Source organism: Parasutterella muris (genome assembly GCF_009767915.1).
GTDB classification, from domain to species: Bacteria; Pseudomonadota; Gammaproteobacteria; order Burkholderiales; family Burkholderiaceae_F; genus Parasutterella; species Parasutterella muris.
Window position 1 is genome coordinate 1 of the sequence record NZ_WSRP01000021.1, and the last position, 22,907, is coordinate 22,907.

21 protein-coding genes and 1 tRNA gene are annotated in these 22,907 nt (G+C 51.2%); 21 read left to right on the forward strand and 1 reads right to left on the reverse strand.

Annotated elements, in window-relative coordinates; translation table 11 throughout:
• The 15 genes from tuf (E5987_RS07500) to rpsJ all read left to right on the forward strand — a co-directional run.
• The coding region (gene tuf / locus E5987_RS07500) for an elongation factor Tu (RefSeq protein ID WP_160335486.1) at nt 1-1,167 on the forward strand (1,167 nt) is incomplete at its 5' end.
• A 34-nt stretch (nt 1,168-1,201) separates the two neighbouring features.
• A tRNA-Trp gene (locus E5987_RS07505) sits at nt 1,202-1,277 on the forward strand.
• Between the two features lie 52 nt (nt 1,278-1,329).
• Nucleotides 1,330-1,713 carry a preprotein translocase subunit SecE gene (secE, locus tag E5987_RS07510; protein WP_160335487.1) on the forward strand — a complete coding sequence of 128 codons (384 nt, stop codon included), beginning with the start codon at nt 1,330-1,332 and terminating at the stop codon, nt 1,711-1,713.
• A 23-nt stretch (nt 1,714-1,736) separates the two neighbouring features.
• A complete protein-coding gene (nusG, locus tag E5987_RS07515) occupies nt 1,737-2,264 on the forward strand; it encodes a transcription termination/antitermination protein NusG (RefSeq protein ID WP_370455743.1) in 528 nt (175 codons plus the stop codon).
• A 98-nt stretch (nt 2,265-2,362) separates the two neighbouring features.
• Nucleotides 2,363-2,797 carry a 50S ribosomal protein L11 gene (gene rplK / locus E5987_RS07520; RefSeq protein ID WP_066594862.1) on the forward strand — a complete coding sequence of 145 codons (435 nt, stop codon included), beginning with the start codon at nt 2,363-2,365 and terminating at the stop codon, nt 2,795-2,797.
• Nucleotides 2,797-3,486 (forward strand): 50S ribosomal protein L1, encoded by a 690-nt coding sequence (rplA, locus tag E5987_RS07525; protein WP_160335489.1) that lies wholly within the window; start codon nt 2,797-2,799, stop codon nt 3,484-3,486. Before rplK ends, rplA begins: the two co-directional genes overlap by 1 nt.
• Before the next feature lie 261 nt (nt 3,487-3,747).
• Entirely contained in the window at nt 3,748-4,281 is a 534-nt protein-coding gene (gene rplJ / locus E5987_RS07530) for a 50S ribosomal protein L10 (protein WP_160335490.1), read from the forward strand.
• Nucleotides 4,282-4,332: 51 nt separating this feature from the next.
• Nucleotides 4,333-4,710, forward strand: a complete 378-nt coding sequence (gene rplL, locus E5987_RS07535) for a 50S ribosomal protein L7/L12 (protein ID WP_160335491.1) — start codon at nt 4,333-4,335, stop codon at nt 4,708-4,710.
• A gap of 223 nt (nt 4,711-4,933) precedes the next feature.
• Complete coding sequence (rpoB, locus tag E5987_RS07540; RefSeq protein ID WP_160335492.1) at nt 4,934-9,067, forward strand: DNA-directed RNA polymerase subunit beta; 4,134 nt, start codon at nt 4,934-4,936, stop codon at nt 9,065-9,067.
• Nucleotides 9,067-13,299, forward strand: coding sequence for a DNA-directed RNA polymerase subunit beta' (gene rpoC, locus E5987_RS07545; protein WP_160335534.1), 4,233 nt, complete (start codon nt 9,067-9,069; stop codon nt 13,297-13,299). Before rpoB ends, rpoC begins: the two co-directional genes overlap by 1 nt.
• Nucleotides 13,300-13,597: 298 nt before the next feature.
• Nucleotides 13,598-13,975 carry a 30S ribosomal protein S12 gene (gene rpsL, locus E5987_RS07550; protein ID WP_160335493.1) on the forward strand — a complete coding sequence of 126 codons (378 nt, stop codon included), beginning with the start codon at nt 13,598-13,600 and terminating at the stop codon, nt 13,973-13,975.
• Nucleotides 13,976-14,084: 109 nt separating this feature from the next.
• The gene (rpsG, locus tag E5987_RS07555; protein ID WP_160335494.1) at nt 14,085-14,558 is read left to right on the forward strand and encodes a 30S ribosomal protein S7; all 474 of its coding nucleotides are present in this window, start codon (nt 14,085-14,087) and stop codon (nt 14,556-14,558) included.
• A 56-nt stretch (nt 14,559-14,614) separates the two neighbouring features.
• On the forward strand, nt 14,615-16,717 hold the full coding sequence (gene fusA / locus E5987_RS07560; protein ID WP_160335495.1) for an elongation factor G: 2,103 nt from the start codon (nt 14,615-14,617) through the stop codon (nt 16,715-16,717).
• Between the two features lie 40 nt (nt 16,718-16,757).
• Nucleotides 16,758-17,948, forward strand: coding sequence for an elongation factor Tu (tuf, locus tag E5987_RS07565; protein WP_160335496.1), 1,191 nt, complete (start codon nt 16,758-16,760; stop codon nt 17,946-17,948).
• Nucleotides 17,949-18,011: 63 nt separating this feature from the next.
• Nucleotides 18,012-18,323 carry a 30S ribosomal protein S10 gene (gene rpsJ / locus E5987_RS07570; protein ID WP_160335497.1) on the forward strand — a complete coding sequence of 104 codons (312 nt, stop codon included), beginning with the start codon at nt 18,012-18,014 and terminating at the stop codon, nt 18,321-18,323.
• A gap of 60 nt (nt 18,324-18,383) precedes the next feature.
• On the opposite strand, the gene E5987_RS07575 is transcribed toward rpsJ, so the two are convergent.
• Entirely contained in the window at nt 18,384-19,457 is a 1,074-nt protein-coding gene (locus E5987_RS07575) for an FAD:protein FMN transferase (protein WP_160335498.1), read from the reverse strand.
• A gap of 396 nt (nt 19,458-19,853) precedes the next feature.
• On the opposite strand from E5987_RS07575, the gene rplC reads away from it, so the two are divergent.
• Genes rplC through rplV form a run of 6 tightly spaced genes read left to right on the forward strand, consistent with a single transcriptional unit; the run spans nt 19,854 to nt 22,900 of the window.
• On the forward strand, nt 19,854-20,504 hold the full coding sequence (gene rplC / locus E5987_RS07580) for a 50S ribosomal protein L3 (RefSeq protein ID WP_160335499.1): 651 nt from the start codon (nt 19,854-19,856) through the stop codon (nt 20,502-20,504).
• A 10-nt stretch (nt 20,505-20,514) separates the two neighbouring features.
• Nucleotides 20,515-21,135, forward strand: coding sequence for a 50S ribosomal protein L4 (gene rplD, locus E5987_RS07585; protein ID WP_160335500.1), 621 nt, complete (start codon nt 20,515-20,517; stop codon nt 21,133-21,135).
• Nucleotides 21,132-21,428: a 50S ribosomal protein L23 gene (gene rplW, locus E5987_RS07590; protein WP_160335501.1), complete on the forward strand. Its 297-nt coding sequence runs from the start codon at nt 21,132-21,134 to the stop codon at nt 21,426-21,428. The genes rplD and rplW overlap by 4 nt, the downstream gene beginning before the upstream one ends.
• A complete protein-coding gene (gene rplB, locus E5987_RS07595; protein ID WP_160335502.1) occupies nt 21,428-22,255 on the forward strand; it encodes a 50S ribosomal protein L2 in 828 nt (275 codons plus the stop codon). The genes rplW and rplB overlap by 1 nt, the downstream gene beginning before the upstream one ends.
• Before the next feature lie 10 nt (nt 22,256-22,265).
• Complete coding sequence (rpsS, locus tag E5987_RS07600; RefSeq protein ID WP_160335503.1) at nt 22,266-22,550, forward strand: 30S ribosomal protein S19; 285 nt, start codon at nt 22,266-22,268, stop codon at nt 22,548-22,550.
• Nucleotides 22,551-22,555: 5 nt separating this feature from the next.
• The gene (gene rplV / locus E5987_RS07605) at nt 22,556-22,900 is read left to right on the forward strand and encodes a 50S ribosomal protein L22 (protein WP_160335504.1); all 345 of its coding nucleotides are present in this window, start codon (nt 22,556-22,558) and stop codon (nt 22,898-22,900) included.
• Nucleotides 22,901-22,907 lie beyond the last annotated feature (7 nt).

Consider the following 22,907-nt stretch of genomic DNA (forward strand, 5'->3'; position numbering starts at 1 on the left):
ACAAAGCCCCACGTGAACGTGGGTACCATCGGTCACGTTGACCATGGCAAAACAACTCTGACGGCTGCTATCACAACCGTTCTTTCCAACAAGTTCGGCGGCGAAGCCAAAGCCTACGATCAGATTGACGCTGCTCCTGAAGAAAAAGCACGCGGCATCACGATCAACACCGCTCACGTTGAATACGAAACTGAAAAGCGTCACTACGCTCACGTTGACTGCCCGGGACACGCTGACTACGTTAAGAACATGATTACCGGTGCTGCCCAGATGGACGGCGCTATTTTGGTTGTTTCCGCTTCTGACGGCCCGATGCCGCAGACTCGTGAACACATCCTTCTTGCTCGTCAGGTTGGTGTTCCCTACATCATCGTTTACCTCAACAAGTGCGACCTCGTCGAAGACGAAGAACTGCTTGAACTGGTTGAAATGGAAGTTCGCGAACTTCTGAGCAACTACGACTTCCCGGGCGATGACATTCCTATCATCAAGGGTTCTGCCCGTATGGCTCTCGAAGGCGACAAAGGCCCGATGGGTGAAGAATCCATCCTGAAGCTTGCCGACACACTCGACTCTTACATTCCGACACCGGAACGCGCTATTGATCAGCCGTTCCTTATGCCGGTTGAAGACGTGTTCTCGATTTCCGGCCGCGGTACAGTTGTGACCGGCCGTGTCGAACGCGGTGTCATCAAAGTTGGTGATGAAGTTGAAATCGTCGGTATTCGTCCGACACAGAAGACCACCTGCACAGGCGTTGAAATGTTCCGCAAACTGCTGGATCAGGGCGAAGCCGGTGACAACGTTGGTATCCTTCTTCGCGGTACAAAGCGTGAAGACGTTGAACGCGGTCAGGTTCTTGCTAAACCGGGCACCATCACACCGCACACAGAATTCCAGGCAGAAGTTTACGTTCTGACTAAGGAAGAAGGCGGTCGTCACACACCGTTCTTCAAAGGCTATCGTCCGCAGTTCTACTTCCGTACAACTGACGTTACCGGCACAATTCAGCTGCCTGAAGGCGTTGAAATGGTTATGCCCGGCGACAACATCCGTATGGACGTTACACTGATCGCCCCGATCGCTATGGAAGAAGGTCTTCGCTTCGCTATCCGTGAAGGCGGCCACACTGTCGGTGCCGGCGTTGTTTCTAAGATCGAAGCCTAATAAGTTTTAAGCTCTCTCGTTTGAGAGAGTCAATAGGGGTATAGCTCAATTGGCAGAGCGACGGTCTCCAAAACCGTAGGTTGAGGGTTCGATTCCTTCTGCCCCTGCCACAATTCAGAACCGCGGTCCTCGGATCGCGGTTTGATTTCACCGGAAATACAGATGAGTACGCAAAAAACAGCACCAGCACCCGAAAGCAAAGGCGGTATCGTTCTGATGACGATCGCCGTTCTTATCGCTTTGAGCGGAGTGTTTGCTTTTGCTCTGTTAGCCGAACAACCGACAGCTGTTCGTGCCGGCATTTTAGTCGGCTGTCTGGCTGTGGGTGTCGTTATTGGATGGTTCAGTGCTCCCGGAAAAGAGTTTGCTGCGTATTGCCGCGCCTCTTATGAAGAGCTGAGAAGAGTTGTTTGGCCGACCAGAAAAGAGACAGTCAATACGACAGGGCTCGTTTGTGCCTTTGTCGTTGTCGTAGCTTTTTTCCTTTTCGTGGTTGACAAGCTGATTGAATTCCTCCTTTACGATGTACTTCTTTCCTTAATCTAACGAGGCAAGTTATGGCAGACGACATGAAGTGGTACGTTATTCACACTTACTCCGGAATGGAGAAAAGTGCTGAATCCGCACTGAGGGAGCGCATTAAGCGCGCCGGCCTTGAAGATTCTTTCGGAGAAATTCTTCTGCCGACTGAAGATGTCGCTGAAGTCCGCAACGGTAAAAAGCGTGTTTCCACACGTCGCATGTACTCCGGCTATATTTTCGTCAACATGATCATGAATGACGAAACATGGCATCTGGTTAAGAATACACCGCGCATCACCGGCTTTTTAGGCGGTAGCGCGAACAGGCCTTCTCCCTTGCCTACTCGTGAAATCGATGTAATCAAGAAGAAGATGGCAGACGGAAATGAAGCTCCGAGACCGAGAGTTGAATTCGAGGTTGGTGAGTCTGTCCGTATTAAGAACGGTCCGTTTACAGAATTTAAAGGAATTATTGAGGACGTTAACTACGATAAGAACCGACTTCGTGTTAAAGTTCTCATCTTTGGTCGTGAGACCCCCGTTGAATTAGCGTTCAACGAAGTAGAAAAAGGTTAATTCTCCTGATCGTTAAGAGTCCGACGATTAGGTTTTTACAGTGGACTTAATTTTTACCTCGGGGAGCTTTTAAAAGCGATTACCCGTAAGGAAAGCAAATGGCAAAGAAAATCGTAGGCTTTATTAAGCTTCAGGTTCCTGCCGGCAAAGCGAATCCTTCGCCTCCTATCGGACCGGCGTTGGGCCAGCGCGGCTTGAACATTATGGAATTCTGCAAAGCGTTCAATGCTAAGACACAGGGTGTTGAACCTGGTCTGCCGATTCCTGTTGTGATCACAGCGTACGCCGATAAGAGCTTCACATTCATCATGAAGACTCCCCCGGCTACTATTCTGATTAAGAAAGCCGCGAAGATTCAGAAGGGTTCTGCACGTCCTCATACTGACAAAGTCGGTAAGATCACACGTGCTCAGGCTGAAGAGATCGCCAAGACAAAGATGCCTGACCTCACAGCAGCCGATATGGACGCCGCCGTTCGCACGATCGCCGGAAGCGCTCGTTCGATGGGTATTACCGTTGAAGGAGTTAAGTAATGGCTATCAGCAAACGTGAAAAAGAAAACAAGAGCAAAGTCGAGGCTCAGAAGTTCTACAGCCTCAACGAAGCGATTGAACTCGTGAAGGCTCTCGCCAACGCTAAGTTTGACGAATCCGTTGACGTTGCTGTTCAGCTTGGTATTGATCCTCGCAAGAGCGACCAGGCTGTCCGTGGTGCGATCGTTATGCCTGCCGGTACAGGCAAGACTGTTCGCGTTGCCGTGTTCGCTCAGGGCGCTGCTGCTGAAGCCGCCAAAGAAGCCGGTGCTGATGTTGTTGGTCTGGAAGACCTGGTTCACCAGGTTAAGGCCGGTGAAATCAACTTCGACATCGTTATCGCCGAACCGTCCGCAATGCGTTTTGTCGGTCAGGTTGGTCAGATCCTCGGCCCGCGCGGTTTAATGCCGAATCCGAAGCTTGGTACTGTTACTCCGAACGTTGCTCAGGCTGTTAAGAACGCCAAAGCAGGTCAGGTTCAGTTCCGTGCCGATAAAGCTGGTATCATCCACGCTCCTGTCGGCCGTGCTTCTTTCGAAGCCGACAAGCTTCTTCAGAACGTCAAAGCGCTGGTTGAAGCCCTCAATAAGGCCAAACCCGCTTCAGCAAAGGGTGTCTACCTTCGCAAGATGTCCGTCAGCTCTACAATGGGCCCCGGCGTCAAGATCGACGTTCAGACATTAGGATAATTTGATCGTCTGAATCAGATGATCCGAGGCGAAAGCCTCAAGTAAAGTACTTTGGGTTACGGCCTTCGGGCCGTAGCCGTCAAAGACCGCTGGTGAATGTCACTTCATAATTTCCTTGACTGAGGATCCCAGCGTAGATGGCAACCGAAGAGAGAACAAGCGTTGTGTGCCGTACATCGGCATTTTCCTTGAAACTCTCGGAGTGAGCCGGTTATTAGTAAACCGGTGCTGATAATTCAGCACCTCTGAGTGGAGCAGACCATGAGTCTTAACAGACAAGAAAAGGCTGACATGATCAAAGAGATCGGTGAAATTATCGCCGGTACTCAGGGTCTTGTTATTGCCGAATATCGTGGGCTGACCGTTGATGCAGCTACCAAACTTCGTGCTGAAGCACGTAAGAATGGTGTTGAGTTGCGCGTACTGAAGAATACTTTAGTTCGCCGTGCCGTGAAGGAAACTCCGTTCGAAGGATTGTCCGACCAGTTCGCCGGTCCTTTGATGTATGGTTTTTCCGCCGATCCGGTTGCTGCGGCTAAGGTAATCGCCAAGTTTGCCAAAGACAATCCTGCCTTGGTTATTAAGGGCGGCGCAATGCCGAACAGCGTCCTTGACGTTGCCGGTGTTGAGAAGCTCGCTACAATGCCGAGCAGAGAAGAGTTGCTGGCTAAACTCATGGCTACAATGAACGAACCTGTCGCCAAGTTTGTCCGTACGCTCAACGAAGTTCCGGCGCGTTTCGTCAGAACTCTTGCTGCTGTGCGCGATGCCAAAGATCAGCAGGCTGCTGCCTGATTTAGTTAAATTAGTTTAAATTTTACGTACACAACGTATTGGAGTAACAAAATGGCTTTGTCCAAAGAAGAAATCCTTGACGCAATCGCGTCCATGTCCGTCCTTGAAGTTTCCGAACTCATCAAAATGATGGAAGAAAAGTTCGGTGTTTCCGCTGCCGCTGCTGCTGTTGCTGTTGCCGCCCCCGGTGCTGCCGCTGCTGCTCCTGCTGAAGAAAAATCCGAATTCGACGTCGTTCTGACTGAAATCGGCGCTAACAAAGTCCAGGTTATTAAGGCTGTTCGTGAACTGACCGGCCTCGGCCTGAAGGAAGCCAAAGACCTCGTCGACGGCGCTCCGAAGACTGTTAAGGAAGGCCTTGCCAAGACTGACGCTGAAGAAGCTAAGAAGAAACTCGAAGCTGCCGGCGCTAAAGTTGACTTGAAGTAATTTTTTAGGTATACTGCAAGGCTCCAAAATTTTTGGAGCCTTGTTTTTCAATGGAAACTCTGAGTGGATCTACTTAGGTCTAGTCAAAGTCTTCAATGGATGCAGTAAATTTGACAATTTGTGTTATGCCGCGCAAGGGCCTCTCATGAGGCCTAGCGTGGCTATTCGTGTCTAATCTGCAACTATTGGAATTTCTTTTGTTTCTCTTCCGAACGGAGTGTTCATGTCGTACTCGTTCACTGAAAAGAAGCGTATTCGGAAAAGCTTTGCGAAGCGTCCGAGCGTACTTGAGGTGCCTTCCTTACTGGAAACGCAATTGCATTCCTATCACGAATTTCTTCAGACCGGTGTCCCGGCTTCTGAGCGTCGTGACCAGGGTTTACAGGGTGCATTTACTTCCATTTTCCCTATTGTCAGCCACAACGGCTTAGCAAGACTTGAATTTCAAGAGTACATTTTAGACGATCCTGTCTTCGATGTCTCGGAATGTCAGCTCCGCGGTCTGAATTATTGTTCTCGCCTGCGCGCCAAAGTTCGTCTTGTTATTTTAGACAGAGACTCTCCTAAACAGAGCACCGTTAAAGAGATTCGCGAATCCGAAGTATACATGGGCGAGATCCCGCTCATGACCAATAAGGGTTCTTTTATTATCAACGGAACTGAGCGCGTTATTGTATCTCAGCTTCACCGTTCTCCGGGCGTATTTTTTGAGCATGACCGCGGCAAGACCCACAGCTCCGGCAAACTGCTCTTCAGCGCCCGCATTATTCCTTACCGCGGCTCCTGGCTTGACTTTGAGTTTGACGCTAAGGACATTCTGCATTTCCGTATTGACCGCCGTCGCAAGATGCCGGGTACGATCATGCTCAAAGCACTGGGCATGACTCCTGAGAGCATCCTTCAGCAGTTCTACGACTTTGATTCCTACAAGCTCAATGCAGACGGCGCTTCCATGGCGCTTGTCCCGGCGCGCTTCCGCGGTGAGATTGCTGCCTTTGATATTAAAGACAAAGACGGCAAAGTTATTGTCCCGAAAGATAAGCGCATCAACGCTAAGCATGTTCGCGACATGGAAAAGCTTGGTATTACCGAGCTGAATATTCCTGACGAAATTCTTGTCGGTAAAGTCCTCGCTACGAATCTTTATGATGAAGAAAGCGGCGAAATTGTTGCGAACGCCAACGATGAGATCACTGCCGATCTGCTTGTTCAGATGCGTGAGAAGGGCGTTACGGAATTCCAGACGATTTACGTCAATGAACTGAACCGCGGTCCGTATATCTCCGACACGCTGCGTTTGGACGAAACTCCTGATCAGCTTTCCGCTCGTATCGCGATTTACCGCATGATGCGTCCCGGCGAGCCGCCGACAGAAGAAGCGGTTGAAACGCTCTTCCGTCGTCTGTTCTTTGATCCGGAAACTTATGATCTGTCCCGCGTCGGCCGCATGAAGATCAACTCCCGCTTCAAGAGAGGAACCGAGCAGGGTCCGATGACACTTGAACCGGAAGACATCATCGACACGATGAAGGCGATCGTTCAGCTTCGCAACGGTGAAGGCCAGATCGACGATATTGACCATCTGGGCAACCGTCGTGTCCGCTGTGTCGGCGAACTGACAGAAAACCAGTTCCGTTCCGGTCTCGTTCGTGTTGAACGCGCGGTTCGTGAGCGTCTCGGCCAGGCCGAAGCTGACAACCTGATGCCTCATGATCTGATCAACAGCAAGCCGATCAGCGCTGCGATTCGTGAGTTCTTTGGCTCTTCTCAGCTGAGCCAGTTCATGGATCAGACGAACCCGCTGTCTGAAATCACGCACAAGCGTCGTATTTCTGCTCTTGGTCCAGGCGGTCTGACTCGCGAAAGAGCGGGCTTTGAAGTTCGAGACGTTCATCCGACTCATTACGGCCGCGTGTGCCCGATTGAGACTCCTGAAGGTCCGAACATCGGTCTGATCAACTCCCTGGCTCTTTACGCCCGTTTGAACGACTACGGCTTCCTTGAGACTCCGTACCGCAAGGTTATCGACGGTCACGTGACCAATGAGATCGCATATCTTTCCGCGATTGACGAAGGCAATTACATTATTGCTCAGGCGAATGCGGCGATCGATAAGGACGGCAATCTTTCCGACGAACTTGTCAGCTGCCGTGACAAGGGCGAATTTGTGCTGATGACGCCTGATCGAGTTCAGTACATGGACGTCGCGCCTGCGCAGATTGTATCCGTTGCTGCGTCTCTGATTCCGTTCCTTGAACACGACGACGCGAACCGTGCGCTGATGGGCTCCAACATGCAGCGTCAGGGCGTTCCCTGTCTGCGTCCGGAAAAACCGGTTGTCGGTACTGGTATTGAGCGTACTGTTGCGGTTGACTCCGGCACTACGATTCAGGCTGAACGCGGCGGTGTTGTTGACTACGTTGACGCCAACCGTATCGTTGTTCGTGTCAATGATGAGGAAGACATCCCCGGCCGAGTCGGTGTTGATATTTACAACCTGCAGAAGTTCACACGTTCCAACCAGGGCACTAACATCAATCAGCGTCCGATTGTGAACCCCGGCGACCATATCGCCAAGGGTGACGTGATTGCCGACGGCGCTTCTACTGATCTCGGCGAACTTGCCCTTGGTCAGAACATGCTCGTTGCGTTTATGCCTTGGAACGGCTACAACTACGAAGACTCTGTGATGGTGAGCGAGAAGGTCGTTGCTGATGACCGTTATTCTTCCATTCACATTGAAGAGCTCGTTGTTTCAGCTCGTGACACAAAGCTTGGCAGTGAAGAGATCACACGCGATATTTCGAATCTGAGTGAAAACCAGATTAATCGTCTTGACGAGTCCGGCATTGTTTACATCGGTGCTGAAGTCAAGGCCGGTGACGTTCTGGTTGGTAAAGTGACTCCGAAGGGAGAAACTTCTCTTACTCCGGAAGAAAAGCTGCTCCGTGCGATTTTCGGTGAAAAAGCCAGCGACGTTAAGGATACCTCTTTGCGCGTTCCGAGCGGCATGGTTGGTACTGTTATTGACGTTCAGGTCTTCACCCGCGAAGGTATTGAACGCGATAAACGTGCGCAGTCGATTATTGACGAAGCGCTGAAGCGTTACCGTACCAACCTGAATGACCAGCTCCGTATTGTTGAGCGCGACGCATTTGACCGCTTGGCTCGTCAGCTGATCGGTCACGCTGCCAACGGCGGTCCTAACGGCCTTGGCAAGGGTAAGAAGATTACTCAGGAATATCTGGACGGTGTAAACGTTCACCAGTGGTTTGAAATCCGCATGGCTGACGAGAACCTTCAGAAGCAGATCGAAGACGTTCGTATTTCTCTGGAAGACAAGCGCAAAGAATTTGACGCTGCCTTTGAAGAAAAACGCAAGAAGCTGACACAGGGCGATGAACTGCCGACAGGCGTTCAGAAGATGGTTAAGGTTTACCTGGCTGTCAAACGTCGTCTGCAGCCCGGCGATAAGATGGCCGGCCGTCATGGTAACAAGGGTGTCGTATCCCGTATTACTCGTGTGGAAGACATGCCGTTCATGGCTGACGGACGTCCCGTTGACATCGTTCTGAACCCGCTGGGTGTTCCGTCTCGTATGAACATCGGTCAGGTTCTTGAAGTTCATCTCGGCTGGGCCGCTTTCGGTCTGGGCTGGAGAATTGAAGAGATGCTTAAGAAGGAGCGCTCCAAGCAGGTTGCAGAGATTCGCGCCTTCCTGAATCAGATCTACAACAAGAGCCACGGCAAGAAAGAAGACTTTGATTCTCTCACTGATGACGAGATCATTGTTCTTGCCAAGAACCTTAAGAAGGGCGTTCCTTTTGCGACTCCGGTTTTCGACGGAGCCAGCGAGGAAGATATTCATGAGATGCTGAATCTTGCCTTCCCGCCGGAAGCCGCTGAGAAGCTTCATCTCACACCTTCCAAGACACAGGCTCAGCTGTTTGACGGCCGCACCGGCGACGCGTTTGACAGACCTGTGACAGTGGGTGTGATGCATTATCTGAAGCTGCACCACTTAGTTGACGACAAGATGCATGCTCGTTCGACCGGTCCTTACTCTCTGGTCACACAGCAGCCTCTGGGCGGTAAAGCTCAGTTCGGCGGTCAGCGTTTTGGTGAAATGGAAGTCTGGGCTCTGGAAGCTTATGGTGCCAGCTATGTACTGCAGGAAATGCTCACGGTTAAGTCTGACGACGTTACCGGCCGTACAAAGCTTTATGAAAATATTGTCAAGGGCGATCACGTGATCGATGCGGGTATGCCGGAGTCCTTCAACGTTCTGGTTAAGGAAATCCGTTCTCTCGGTATTGACATCGACCTCGACCGCAATAAGGAACCTGCTAAAAAATGATGAATTCTCCTTTTAATCTTTTAAAGAAGAACAGCGAAGATGAGCCTTTTGACGCAATCAAGATCGGTATTGCCTCTCCTGAGAAAATCCGATCTTGGTCATACGGCGAAGTAAAGAAACCGGAAACGATTAACTATCGTACGTTCAAGCCTGAGCGTGACGGTCTTTTCTGCGCCAAGATCTTCGGACCGGTTAAGGATTATGAATGTCTTTGCGGCAAATACAAACGTCTGAAACATCAGGGCGTTGTCTGCGAGAAGTGCGGTGTTGAAGTCACACTTTCCAAAGTTCGCCGTGAAAGAATGGGACACATTGAGCTTGCCAGCCCGGTCGCTCACATTTGGTTCCTCAAGAGCCTTCCCTCCAGAATGGGTATGGTTCTTGACATCCCGCTCCGTGACATTGAGCGTGTTCTGTATTTTGAAGCCTACATCGTTGTCGACCCCGGCATGACAGAGCTTCGCCGCGGTCAGCTGATGACTGAGGACGATTACTTTGCCAAGACAGAGGAATACGGCGACGAATTCAAGGCGATGATGGGCGCAGAAGCGATTCGTGAGCTTCTCGCATCCATCGATATTGATCAGGAAGTTAACGACCTGAGAACCGAGCTCAAGGAAACAACGAGTGACGCCAAAGTTAAGAAGATTGCCAAGCGTCTGAAAGTTCTTGAGGGCTTCCAGCGCTCCGGCATTAAACCGGAATGGATGGTTATGGAAGTTCTTCCTGTCCTTCCGCCGGATCTTCGTCCGTTGGTTCCGCTTGACGGCGGCCGCTTTGCGACCAGTGACCTGAACGATCTGTATCGCCGCGTCATTAACCGCAACAACCGTCTGAAACGTCTTCTTGAGCTGAAAGCTCCGGACATCATTGTCCGCAATGAAAAGCGTATGCTTCAGGAAGCGGTTGACTCGCTGCTTGACAACGGCCGCCGCGGCAAGGCCATGACCGGTCCGTCGAAGCGTCCTCTGAAGTCCCTTGCTGACATGATCAAGGGTAAGGGCGGCCGCTTCCGTCAGAACCTGCTCGGTAAGCGTGTTGACTACTCCGGCCGTTCTGTTATTACAGTTGGCCCGTACCTCAAGCTTCATCAGTGCGGTCTGCCGAAGCTGATGGCTCTTGAGCTGTTCAAGCCGTTTATTTTCAACAAGCTTGAGCTTCGCGGTCTTGCGACAACCATTAAGGCTGCCAAGAAGATGGTCGAGAACCAGGAACCGGTTGTTTGGGACATCCTGGAAGAAGTGATTTACGAGCATCCGGTCATGCTGAACCGCGCTCCGACACTTCACAGACTCGGTATTCAGGCGTTTGAACCGCTTCTGATTGAAGGCAAAGCGATTCAGCTCCATCCGCTCGTCTGCGCGGCGTTCAACGCCGACTTCGACGGTGACCAGATGGCTGTACACGTACCGCTTTCTCTGGAAGCCCAGCTTGAAGCCCGTTCTCTGATGCTTGCCTCGAACAACGTTCTGTTCCCGGCGAACGGCGATCCTTCGATCGTTCCGTCTCAGGACATCGTGCTTGGTCTGTACTACTCCACCCGTGAACGTATCAACGGCAAGGGCGAGGGTATGTTCTTTGCCGACATCGGCGAAGTTGAACGCGCGATTGCCAACAAAGCGATCGAGCTTCAGACTCGCTGCACGGTTCGTGTGAAAGAGTTTGACGTCGACAAAGAGACCGGCGAGAAGACACCGCGCATAGTTCGTTACGAAACAACAGTCGGCCGTGCGCTTCTTTCGGAAATTCTTCCTCCGGGACTTCCATTCAGCGTTCTGAACAAGACACTGAAGAAGAAAGAGATTGCCAAGCTGATCAATATGGCTTTCCGCCGCTGCGGCCTGCGCGAAACGGTTATTTTCGCCGACAAGCTGATGCAGCGCGGTTATCACCTTGCTACCATCGGCGGTCTTTCCATCGCTATTGACGACATGATTGTTCCTGAAGCGAAGGAAAAGATTGTGCATGAAGCCGAGCAGGAAGTTAAAGAGATCGATGCTCAGTACACTTCCGGTTTGGTGACTGCCGGTGAACGCTACAACAAGGTGGTTGATATTTGGGGCCGCACAAGTGATAAGGTCGGTAAGGTAATGATGGAAGAAATTTCCAAGGAGCCTGTTATCGATCGTCATGGCAACAAAGTTGAGCAGGAATCGTTCAACTCCATTTACATGATGGCTGACTCCGGTGCCCGAGGCTCCGCTGCGCAGATTCGTCAGCTTGCCGGTATGCGCGGCCTGATGGCCAAGCCGGACGGCTCCATTATTGAAACGCCTATTACCGCGAACTTCCGTGAAGGTTTGAACGTTCTGCAGTACTTCGTGTCTACCCACGGAGCACGTAAAGGTCTGGCCGATACGGCTTTGAAGACAGCGAACTCCGGTTACCTGACTCGTCGTCTGGTTGACGTGACACAGGATCTGGTGGTCACAGAAGACGACTGCGGCACACACCGCGGTGTTCTGATGAAGGCTCTGGTTGAAGGCGGCGACGTTGCTGAAGCTCTGGGCGATCGTGTTCTTGGCCGTGTTACAGCTGAAGACGTTCTCGATCCGGATACTCATGAAGTTATTTTTGAAGCCGGCCATCTGATCAATGAAGACGATGTCGAACAGATCACGAAGCTCGGTATTGATGAAATGATGGTTCGCACCCCGCTTACCTGTGAAACCCGTTACGGTCTGTGCGCGAAGTGCTACGGACGTGATCTCGGCAGAGGTACACTGGTTAACGCCGGTGAAGCAGTCGGTGTTATCGCTGCTCAGTCCATTGGTGAGCCGGGTACTCAGCTGACAATGCGTACATTCCACATCGGTGGTGCTGCGAGCCGAAACGCTGTTGCGAGCAACGTCGTGACGAAGTCTGCCGGTACAGTCCGCTTCACAAGCGCGATGCGTTATGTGACGGGTGAGAAGGGCAACAAGGTTGTTATTTCCCGCTCCGGCGAAATCGTTATCGAAGGTCAGAACGGCCGTGAACGTGAACGCCATAAGATTCCTTACGGCGCGAACCTGCTCGCCAATGACGGACAGGAAGTTCAGGTCGGTATTGAGCTTGCCAACTGGGATCCGATGACTCGTCCGATCGTTACCGAATACGCCGGCCGTGTCCGCTTTGCCAACGCGATTGACAACGTCACAGTTAAGAGCCAGATCGATGAAGTGACGGGCTTGAGCTCTCTTGTCGTTATCGACGGCAAGCACTCTGCCTCGAGCAAGATCGGTCGTCCGATGATTCAGCTTCTTGATGACGAAGGCGAACTCGTTAAGATTCCGGGAACAGAGCATCCGGTGAGCATTCAGCTTCCGGTTGGTGCCCTGATCACGGTTCATGACGGTGACCACGCGAGCGTTGGTGACGTTCTGGCGAGAATTCCGACAGAAAGTCAGAAGACTCGAGACATTACCGGCGGTCTGCCGCGTGTTGCCGAGCTCTTCGAAGCACGTTCTCCGAAGGATGCCGGCGTACTTGCCGAAGCCAGCGGTACTGTTACATTCGGTAAAGAAACCAAAGGTAAACAGCGTCTGATTATTACGGATACGGAAGGCGCCGAACATGAATTCCTGATTCCGAAGGACAAGACAATTCTGGTCCATGACGGTCAGGTGGTTCATAAAGGCGAGGTCATTGTTGACGGTCCGGCCGATCCGCATGACATTCTGCGTCTGAACGGTATTGAGGCTCTGGCCCGCTACGTTGTTGACGAAGTCCAGGCGGTGTATCGTCTGCAGGGCGTGAAGATCAGCGACAAGCACATTGAAGTGATTGTTCGTCAGATGCTTCGCCGTGTTGTGATTACCGATCCGGGCGACACAAGATTCATCAACGGAGAGCAGGTTGAACGCAGCGAAATGCTGGATGAAAACGAAAAAGTTTTGGCCGAAGGCAAACGTCCGGCGCTCTACGACAACATTCTGCTCGGTATTACCAAGGCGAGTTTGTCGACAGACTCCTTCATTTCTGCGGCGTCCTTCCAGGAAACCACACGTGTTCTTACCGAAGCAGCCATCATGGGCAAACGTGATGAGCTTCGCGGCCTGAAGGAAAACGTGATTGTGGGTCGTCTGATTCCTGCCGGTACAGGTCTGGCCTATCACAGAGCCCGTCGCGATCCGGACGTGTTTAAGTACGACAATGAGATCATGACTGACACTGCTTATGTCGGAAATGAGAATCTTGTCGGAGACGCGGTCAAATCCGCAGCGGACGACGTGATTATTCCCAGCAAGTAAACTGAGAAGCACTCGTTAAAAGCCAAGAAGGGCGGCCGAAGGGCCGCCCGTTTTCCTTTGTAGGAAGTTGCAGGAAACACAATTGCTAACTACTTAATCGAACAAGAAAAATTTGACAAAAGATTAGATTTGAGCAATAATGCGGAACTTTTCGGAAATCCGCTCGGATTTCTGCGCTCTTTGAAAGCTCCCTAGAGAGCTCCTCCGCTGCGCAGAGTCCGCGCCAATCTCCCTAAAGTATTTTTGTTAAACCCCACTCGTCAAGAGTGGTTTTCTAATCGTTTCGGATACGGACTTTATGCCGACCATTAACCAATTAGTGCGTAAGCCTCGCGAGAGAGCTATTGAAAAGAGCAAGAGCCCCGCGCTCAAGAACTGCCCCCAGAAACGCGGTGTTTGCACCCGTGTTTACACTACAACTCCGAAGAAACCGAACTCGGCTCTTCGTAAAGTTGCCAAAGTACGTCTTACCAACGGATTTGAAGTCATTTCCTACATTGGAGGTGAAGGTCACAATCTGCAGGAACACAGCGTCGTGTTGATTCGCGGCGGTCGTGTTAAAGACTTGCCGGGCGTTCGCTACCACGTTGTTCGTGGTTCTCTTGATACCCAGGGTGTCAAGGATCGTAAGCAGTCTCGCTCTAAGTATGGCGCAAAGCGCCCCAAACAGGCTTAATACCGGCCCGCACCCGGTGACGGTCTCTTTTTATGACCGAGTAAGTCGCGGTTCACTTATTGACCCGCATTTTTAATTTATTTGACTGAAGACAGAATTGAGGTAAAAAATGCCCCGTCGTCGCGAAGTACCTAAACGTGAAGTACTCCCGGATCCTAAGTTTGGTTCCGTGGAAATCACAAAGTTTGTCAACATGATCATGCTTGACGGCAAGAAAGCCGTCGCAGAACGCATCGTGTATGGCGCTTTGGAAGAAATCCAGACTAAGTCTGGTAAAGATCCTATCGAAGTGTTTACCAACGCTTTGAACAATGTTCGTCCGCTGGTTGAAGTTAAGTCCCGTCGTGTTGGCGGTGCCAATTACCAGGTTCCGGTCGAAGTTCGCCCTGTTCGCCGTATGGCTCTGGCCATGCGCTGGCTGCGTGAAGCCGCCAAGGGCAGAAGTGAAAAATCCATGCCGCTCCGTCTCGCCGGAGAATTACTTGACGCCTCCGAAGGCCGCGGCGGTGCTATGAAGAAACGTGAAGAAGTCCATCGTATGGCTGAAGCCAACAAGGCCTTCTCTCATTTCCGCTTTAACTAATTTCTTAAACAATTGGGAGAGGTGTCAGCCTCTCTCGTTAATATAGGATAGAAAACATGGCTCGCAAAACTCCGATTGAGCGTTATCGCAACATCGGCATTTCCGCGCACATTGACGCGGGTAAAACAACCACCACGGAACGCATTCTGTTCTACACCGGTGTCAATCACAAGATTGGCGAGGTGCATGATGGCGCTGCGACCATGGACTGGATGGAACAGGAGCAGGAGCGCGGTATTACTATTACCTCCGCTGCTACGACTGCCTTCTGGCGCGGCATGGACATGAATCATCCCGAACATCGTATCAACATTATTGATACCCCGGGACACGTTGACTTTACAGTTGAAGTTGAACGCTCTATGCGTGTTCTTGACGGCGCCTGCATGGTTTACTGTGCGGTCGGCGGTGTTCAACCGCAGTCTGAAACTGTTTGGCGTCAGGCCAACAAGTACGGTGTTCCCCGTCTTGCTTTCGTAAACAAGATGGACCGTACCGGCGCTAACTTCTACAAGGTCTATGACCAGATGAAGTCCCGCCTGAAGGCCAACCCTGTGCCTATCGTTATTCCTATCGGCGCTGAAGATACATTTAAAGGCGTTATTGACCTGGCCAAGATGAAAGCGATCATCTGGGACGAAGCTTCCCAGGGTATGAAGTTCGCATTTGAAGACATTCCTGCTGAACTTCAGGCTGATGCTGAAAAATGGCGCAGCAACATGGTTGAAGCTGCTGCTGAAGCCAATGAAGAGCTGATGGACAAGTACCTTGAAGAAGGCGACCTGTCTGAAGCCGACATTACTAAAGGTCTGCGTCTGCGTACCATCGCCGGTGAAATCCAGCCGATGCTCTGTGGTACCGCGTTTAAGAATAAAGGCGTTCAGCGCATGCTTGACGCCGTGATCGAACTCCTTCCGAGCCCGGTTGACATTCCTCCAGTCGAAGGCGTTGATCCGGATGACGACTCTGTTGTTTCCCGTAAGGCTGATGACAAAGAGCCGTTCTCTGCTCTCGCATTCAAGATCATGACTGACCCGTTCGTTGGTCAGCTGACCTTCCTTCGCGTTTACTCCGGCGTTGTTAACTCTGGCGACACCGTTCTGAACTCTGTTAAGGGCAAGAAAGAACGTATTGGTCGTCTGCTGCAGATGCACGCCAACGAACGTAAAGAAATTAAAGAAGTTCTCGCCGGCGACATCGCTGCTGCAGTTGGTCTGAAAGAAGTTACAACAGGCGACACACTGTGCGATATCGCTAACCCGATCATCCTTGAAAAGATGGAGTTCCCGGAACCTGTTATTTCTCAGGCTGTTGAACCCAAGACCAAGGCTGACCAGGAGAAGATGGGCATTGCGCTTAACCGCCTTGCTCAGGAAGACCCGTCCTTCCGCGTTCGCACTGATGAAGAAAGCGGTCAGACGATTATTTCCGGTATGGGCGAACTTCACCTCGACATTCTCGTTGACCGTATGCGCCGCGAGTTCAATGTTGAAGCCACAGTCGGCAAACCTCAGGTTGCCTACCGTGAAACCATTCGTTCTACAGTTGAAAACGCAGAAGCCAAGTTTGTTAAGCAGTCCGGCGGCCGCGGCCAGTATGGTCACGTTGTTCTGAAGCTTGAGCCGAATCCCGGCAAAGGCTATGAATTCGTCGACGCGATTAAGGGCGGTGTGGTTCCTCGCGAATACATCCCTGCAGTTCAGAAGGGTATTGAAGACACCATGAAGTCCGGTGTTCTTGCCGGATACCCGGTTGTTGACGTTAAAGCCACACTTCATTTCGGTTCTTACCACGAAGTGGACTCTAACGAAAACGCCTTCAAGATGGCCGGTTCTATGGCTTTCAAAGAAGGCATGCGCAATGCCAACCCGGTCCTTCTTGAGCCGATCATGGCTGTTGAAGTTGAAACTCCGGAAGAGAAGATGGGCGACGTTATGGGCGACCTTTCTTCCCGCCGCGGTGTTATTCAGGGTATGGACGATCTGCCCGGCGGAGGCAAAGCTGTTAAGGCTGAAGTTCCGCTGTCCGAGATGTTCGGCTATGCTACACAGCTGCGTTCTCTGACACAGGGCCGCGCCTCCTACACAATGGAATTCAAACATTATGCTGAAGCTCCGAAGAACGTTGCGGAAGCAGTGATTGAAGCTAAGGCAAAGTAATTTTTTAACGCTATTTAAACTTTCTAAGGAATCTTAAAAAATGGCAAAAGGTAAGTACGAGCGTACAAAGCCCCACGTGAACGTGGGTACCATCGGTCACGTTGACCATGGCAAAACAACTCTGACGGCTGCTATCACAACCGTTCTTTCCAACAAGTTCGGCGGCGAAGCCAAAGCCTACGATCAGATTGACGCTGCTCCTGAAGAAAAAGCACGCGGCATCACGATCAACACCGCTCACGTTGAATACGAAACTGAAAAGCGTCACTACGCTCACGTTGACTGCCCGGGACACGCTGACTACGTTAAGAACATGATTACCGGTGCTGCCCAGATGGACGGCGCTATTTTGGTTGTTTCCGCTTCTGACGGCCCGATGCCGCAGACTCGTGAACACATCCTTCTTGCTCGTCAGGTTGGTGTTCCCTACATCATCGTTTACCTCAACAAGTGCGACCTCGTCGAAGACGAAGAACTGCTTGAACTGGTTGAAATGGAAGTTCGCGAACTTCTGAGCAACTACGACTTCCCGGGCGATGACATTCCTATCATCAAGGGTTCTGCCCGTATGGCTCTCGAAGGCGACAAAGGCCCGATGGGTGAAGAATCCATCCTGAAGCTTGCCGACACACTCGACTCTTACATTCCGACACCGGAACGCGCTATTGATCAGCCGTTCCTTATGCCGGTTGAAGACGTGTTCTCGATTTCCGGCCGCGGTACAGTTGTGACCGGCCGTGTCGAACGCGGTGTCATCAAAGTTGGTGATGAAGTTGAAATCGTCGGTATTCGTCCGACACAGAAGACCACCTGCACAGGCGTTGAAATGTTCCGCAAACTGCTGGATCAGGGCGAAGCCGGTGACAACGTTGGTATCCTTCTTCGCGGTACAAAGCGTGAAGACGTTGAACGCGGTCAGGTTCTTGCTAAACCGGGCACCATCACACCGCACACAGAATTCCAGGCAGAAGTTTACGTTCTGACTAAGGAAGAAGGCGGTCGTCACACACCGTTCTTCAAAGGCTATCGTCCGCAGTTCTACTTCCGTACAACTGACGTTACCGGCACAATTCAGCTGCCTGAAGGCGTTGAAATGGTTATGCCCGGCGACAACATCCGTATGGACGTTACACTGATCGCCCCGATCGCTATGGAAGAAGGTCTTCGCTTCGCTATCCGTGAAGGCGGCCACACTGTCGGTGCCGGCGTTGTTTCTAAGATCGAAGCCTAATTAACACAAACTTGAATCGCGGGCCGAAGACGGCTTCGGCCCCTTGTTCTTTAAAGGATTAAAATGCAAAGCCAACGTATTCGTATTCGCCTCAAGGCATTTGATTACAAACTGATCGATCAGTCTGCTCTTGAGATCGTCGACACTGCCAAGAGAACCGGTGCTATCGTAAGAGGCCCGATTCCCCTGCCGACACGCATTCAGCGTTTCGACATTCTGCGCAGCCCGCACGTCAACAAGACCAGCCGTGACCAGCTTGAAATCAGAACTCATCAGAGACTGATGGACATCATCGACCCGACTGACAAGACAGTCGACGCTCTGATGAAGCTTGACCTGCCGGCAGGCGTGGACGTTGAAATCAAGGTCCAGTAATCGGTTGACTTATTAAGCGAAACCTCCGTAGATTTAGTTCTGCGGAGGTTTTTCTCTCGTCTATTGTTTCGTGTCTTTAAAGACGACCGGGCCGCTTTGAGGGATGATTGCCGTTTTAAGCGCTGGGTCAGTGACGCGGACTAGAGATTCAGCACTCTTGGTGATGGCTGCCTTCTTCACCGATTCATCGACGAGCACCGCCGGAAGATCGGGATGCTCCTGAAGGAACTTGACTGCTCCGTCCCACCCCATTACGAACAAGGCGGTGCAAAGCGCATCGGCCTGAGCGGAGTTTTTATCAATGATTGTGACCGAAGAGAGTGTCGCCGGGACCGGTTTTCCTGTTTTCGGGTCGAGGATATGGCTGTACTTCACGCCGTTTTCAACAAAGAATTTCTCGTAGTCGCCGGAGGTCACAATTGAGGTGTCATCAAGCGGCGCGACAGCAAAGAAATTTCCTCTTTCTTTATCCGGGCTCTGCAGGCCTACGTTCCAGGGTTTATTTTCGGCATTGGTTCCGCATCCGATGACATTTCCTCCGAAACTGAGCAGGGCGTCTCTGCATCCGTGGTCCTTGAGAGTTTTCATAACCTTATCGGCAATAAAACCTTTTCCGATGGCTCCGACGGAAATTTGCTGCTGCTTTCCTATTTTTGCGTAGAACTTGCCATTTTCCTGTTTTAATCCGATTTTTTCGTAGCCGACAGCTTTAAGCGCTTTTTCAAGGCTTTGGTTTTTCGGGATATGATGATCGGGCTGATCAACGCTCCAAAGTTTAATAACTGTTCCGATAGTCGGATCGAAAGTGCCGTGGGTTTCTTTAGAGATGATTTTAGAAGCTGAGAGGACTTCGAAGGTATCACGGGAGATTTCAACCCAATGGCCGGCGTTGCTGCCGAGTCGGGAAATATCGCTGTCCTCGTCGTAGGCAGAAAGCAGATGTTCGAGGCGGCGTGTTTCGTCGTTCATCAGGCGATAGCAAGCAGAAGCTTCTTCTTTTGTTTTTGTTTTGAACTGTCCGGTGACGATGGTGCCGACCGCAAAGGTTTCGGTAAAGAAGACTTCAGCAGATGCAGCGGCAGTGCAAGTAAGTGCAAAAGCCGATGCCGCACAGAAAATCAATTTTCTAAACATATTCGTCAAAAAACTCTGAAAGCAGAGTTAAATAAAAAGTCAAACCTAAAGCAACGAATTCTTACATATTAATTGCGGACATAGATTTTAGTCGAATATTGCGCAGGGGAAGGCGGTTAGAGATTGTTTTGAGTAGCGAAAACGGTCTAATGCGCATGCAGGAGGGACAAATTGCGGTGGGGAAAGGCAGCAGAAGCGGGAAGAAAATTTGCAAACAACAGAAATGAAATATTTTGAGGCAAATTAACAATTGATAACTCACGGTTTTTAGAAGGAATATTTGCAAAAAGGATTTTTTCGTTGTAGAATCGCCTTCTTTTCGTGATCACCTAATGTCTTTTAAGGTGATTTTTTCTAAACTAGTCCCGGCCAATCGCAGCTGGGGTGGAGATAATAATGAGTGAGAAGCTCGGCCTCGTCGGTCGTAAGATCGGCATGACGCGCATCTTTACCGAGGATGGTGTGTCTATTCCGGTAACAGTGCTCGATGTGTCGAACAACCGCATTACACAGGTAAAAACGGTTGAGACTGACGGCTACAATGCAGTGCAAGTCGCCTACGGCTCCAAGAAGCCGTCGCGTGTGAGCAACCCTCTGAAAGGCCAGTTTGAAAAAGCTGGTGTTGAAGCAGGTTCCGTGCTCAAAGAATTCCATGTTGAAGAAGATAAGATTGGCGAAATGAAAGTTGGCCAGACTCTTCCGATTTCCATGTTTACTGAAGGTCAGAAAGTTGACGTTACAGGAACAACAATCGGTAAGGGATTTGCCGGCGCTATCAAACGTCATCACTTCTCATCCAATCGTGCCAGCCACGGTAACTCTGTGTCTACAAACGCTCCCGGTTCTATCGGTAACCGTCAGGACCCGGGCCGCGTATTCCCAGGCAAGCGCATGGCAGGTCATTTAGGTGACGTGCAGCGCACAACTCAGAATTTAGTTATCGCCCGTGTTGATGCTGATCGTCAGCTCATCATGGTTCGCGGTGCCGTTCCCGGTGCCAGCGAAGGCGAAATTGTTATCCGTCCGGCCGTGAAGGCCAAAGCCTAAGGAGCGATTAATGGAACTGAAAGTCTTAAACGATCAGGGCCAGCAGACCGCTACTCTTGCGGCTGCCGATTCCCTTTTCGGTCGTGAATACAATGAAGCTCTGGTTCATCAGATCGTTGTTGCCTATCAGGCCAACGCTCGTCTCGGAACCCGTGCGCAGCTTACTCGTGAAGCTGTTCATCACTCCACACGCAAACCCTGGCGTCAGAAAGGTACAGGCCGTGCCCGCGCCGGTATGTCTTCCTCGCCGGTTTGGCGCGGAGGCGGCAGAGCTTTCCCGAACACACCTGATGAAAACTTCACACAGAAAGTTAACAAGAAGATGCTTAACGGCGCCATGGCCTGCATTTTCTCCAAGTTAGCTCAGGACGGACGTCTTGTTGTTGTGGACTCCATCGATGTTGACACTCCCAAGACAAAGAACTTTGCCAACAAGCTTAAGGCAATGGGTCTCGGCAGCGCTCTGATCATTACAACAGAGCTGAGCGAGAATCTTGATCTTGCCAGCCGCAACCTGAAGAACGTTTGGGTTGTTGAGCCGCGTTATGCTGATCCTGTTTCTCTGGTTCACTTTGATTCTGTTGTCGTTACAAAACAAGCTATTGCTAAGCTTGAGGAGATGTGGGGATGAGCCAAGATTTCCTTTACAAAGTAATTCTCGGTTCTGTTGTCTCTGAAAAGGCGACAAGAATCGGTGATAAGCACAATCAGTACATCTTCAGCATTGTTCCTGAAGCAACTAAAGAGGATGTCAAGGCCGCCGTTGAATTTCTTTTCAAGGTAAAAGTATCCGGCGTTCAGATCGTGAACATCAAAGGCAAGCAGAAACGCAACGGTCGTTTCCCCGGTAAGCGCAGCGACGTTCGCAAAGCTTATGTCTGCCTGGCCGACGATCAAGAAATTAACTTCGCAGAGGTGAAGTAATGGCTCTGGTTACACTTAAACCTACATCTCCCGGCCGCCGTCACGCAGTTAAGGTTGTCAACAACGAACTGCACAAAGGCAAGCCGTATGCTCCGCTGGTTGAAAAGAAGAACCGCGGATCTGGCCGCAACAACTTCGGCCGTATTACCGTTCGTCATCAGGGCGGCGGTCACAAGAAAGCGTATCGTATTATTGACTTCAAGCGCGACAAAGACGGAATTCCCGCTATTGTTGAACGCATCGAGTACGATCCGAACCGTTCTGCGAACATCGCTCTTGTTCTGTACAAGGACGGTGAACGCCGCTACATTCTCGCACCGAAAGGCCTGAAAGCCGGTGACGAAATCATGAGCGGTCAGGAAGCCCCGATCAAAGTCGGCAATACACTTCCGCTTCGCAACATTCCGGTTGGTTCCACGATTCACAACATCGAAATGAAGCCGAAGAAAGGCGGTCAGATGATCCGTGCTGCCGGTGCTTTTGCACAGCTTCTGGCTCGTGAAGGCGCCTATGCTCAGGTTCGTCTTCGTTCTGGTGAAGTTCGCCGCGTTCTTATTGAATGCCGTGCGACAATCGGTACCGTCGGCAATGAAGAAAACAGTCTTCGTGAACTCGGCAAAGCCGGTGCCAAGCGTTGGCGCGGTATTCGTCCGACCGTTCGCGGTGTTGTAATGAACCCGGTTGATCACCCGCACGGTGGTGGTGAAGGCCGTACCGGTACCGGTCGCGCGCCTGTCACACCTTGGGGTCAGCTCACCAAGGGTTATCGTACTCGTAACAACAAGCGCACAGACAACATGATTGTGTCTCGTCGCTATCGTAAGTAAGGGGGCCTGAATGTCTCGTTCGCTTAAGAAGGGACCGTTCGTCGACGGATCCTTACTGAAGAAGGTCGAAGCCGCCCAAGCCGGTCGTGACAAACGTCCGATCAAGACTTGGTCTCGTCGTTCGACAATTCTTCCTGAATTTATCGGTCTTACCATTGCTGTCCACAACGGACGTCAGCATGTGCCGGTATTTATTAATGAAAACATGGTTGGCCACAAGTTGGGTGAGTTTGCTCTTACCCGTACTTTCAAGGGCCACGCAGCTGATAAGAAGGCTGCTCCAGCTAAGAGGTAAGAATAATGGAAACCACAGCAATCGTACGTGGAGTTCGCCTCTCGGCTCAGAAAGGCCGTTTGGTTGCGGATCTTGTTCGCGGTAAACCCGTTGACAAGGCCCTGAACATTCTTTCTTTCACGCAGAAGAAGGCTGCTGGCATCATCGGCAAAGCGCTTCAATCTGCCATTGCCAATGCCGAGCATAATGACGGCGCTGATATTGACGATCTTCGCGTTACTTCCATCTATGTTGAGAAGGCCGCCACACTTCGTCGTTTCTCCGCCAGAGCCAAGGGCCGCGGCGCTCGTATCGGTAAGCAGACTTGTCACATCTATGTGACAGTCGGCGATACACCGGCTAAGAAATAATAGGTGA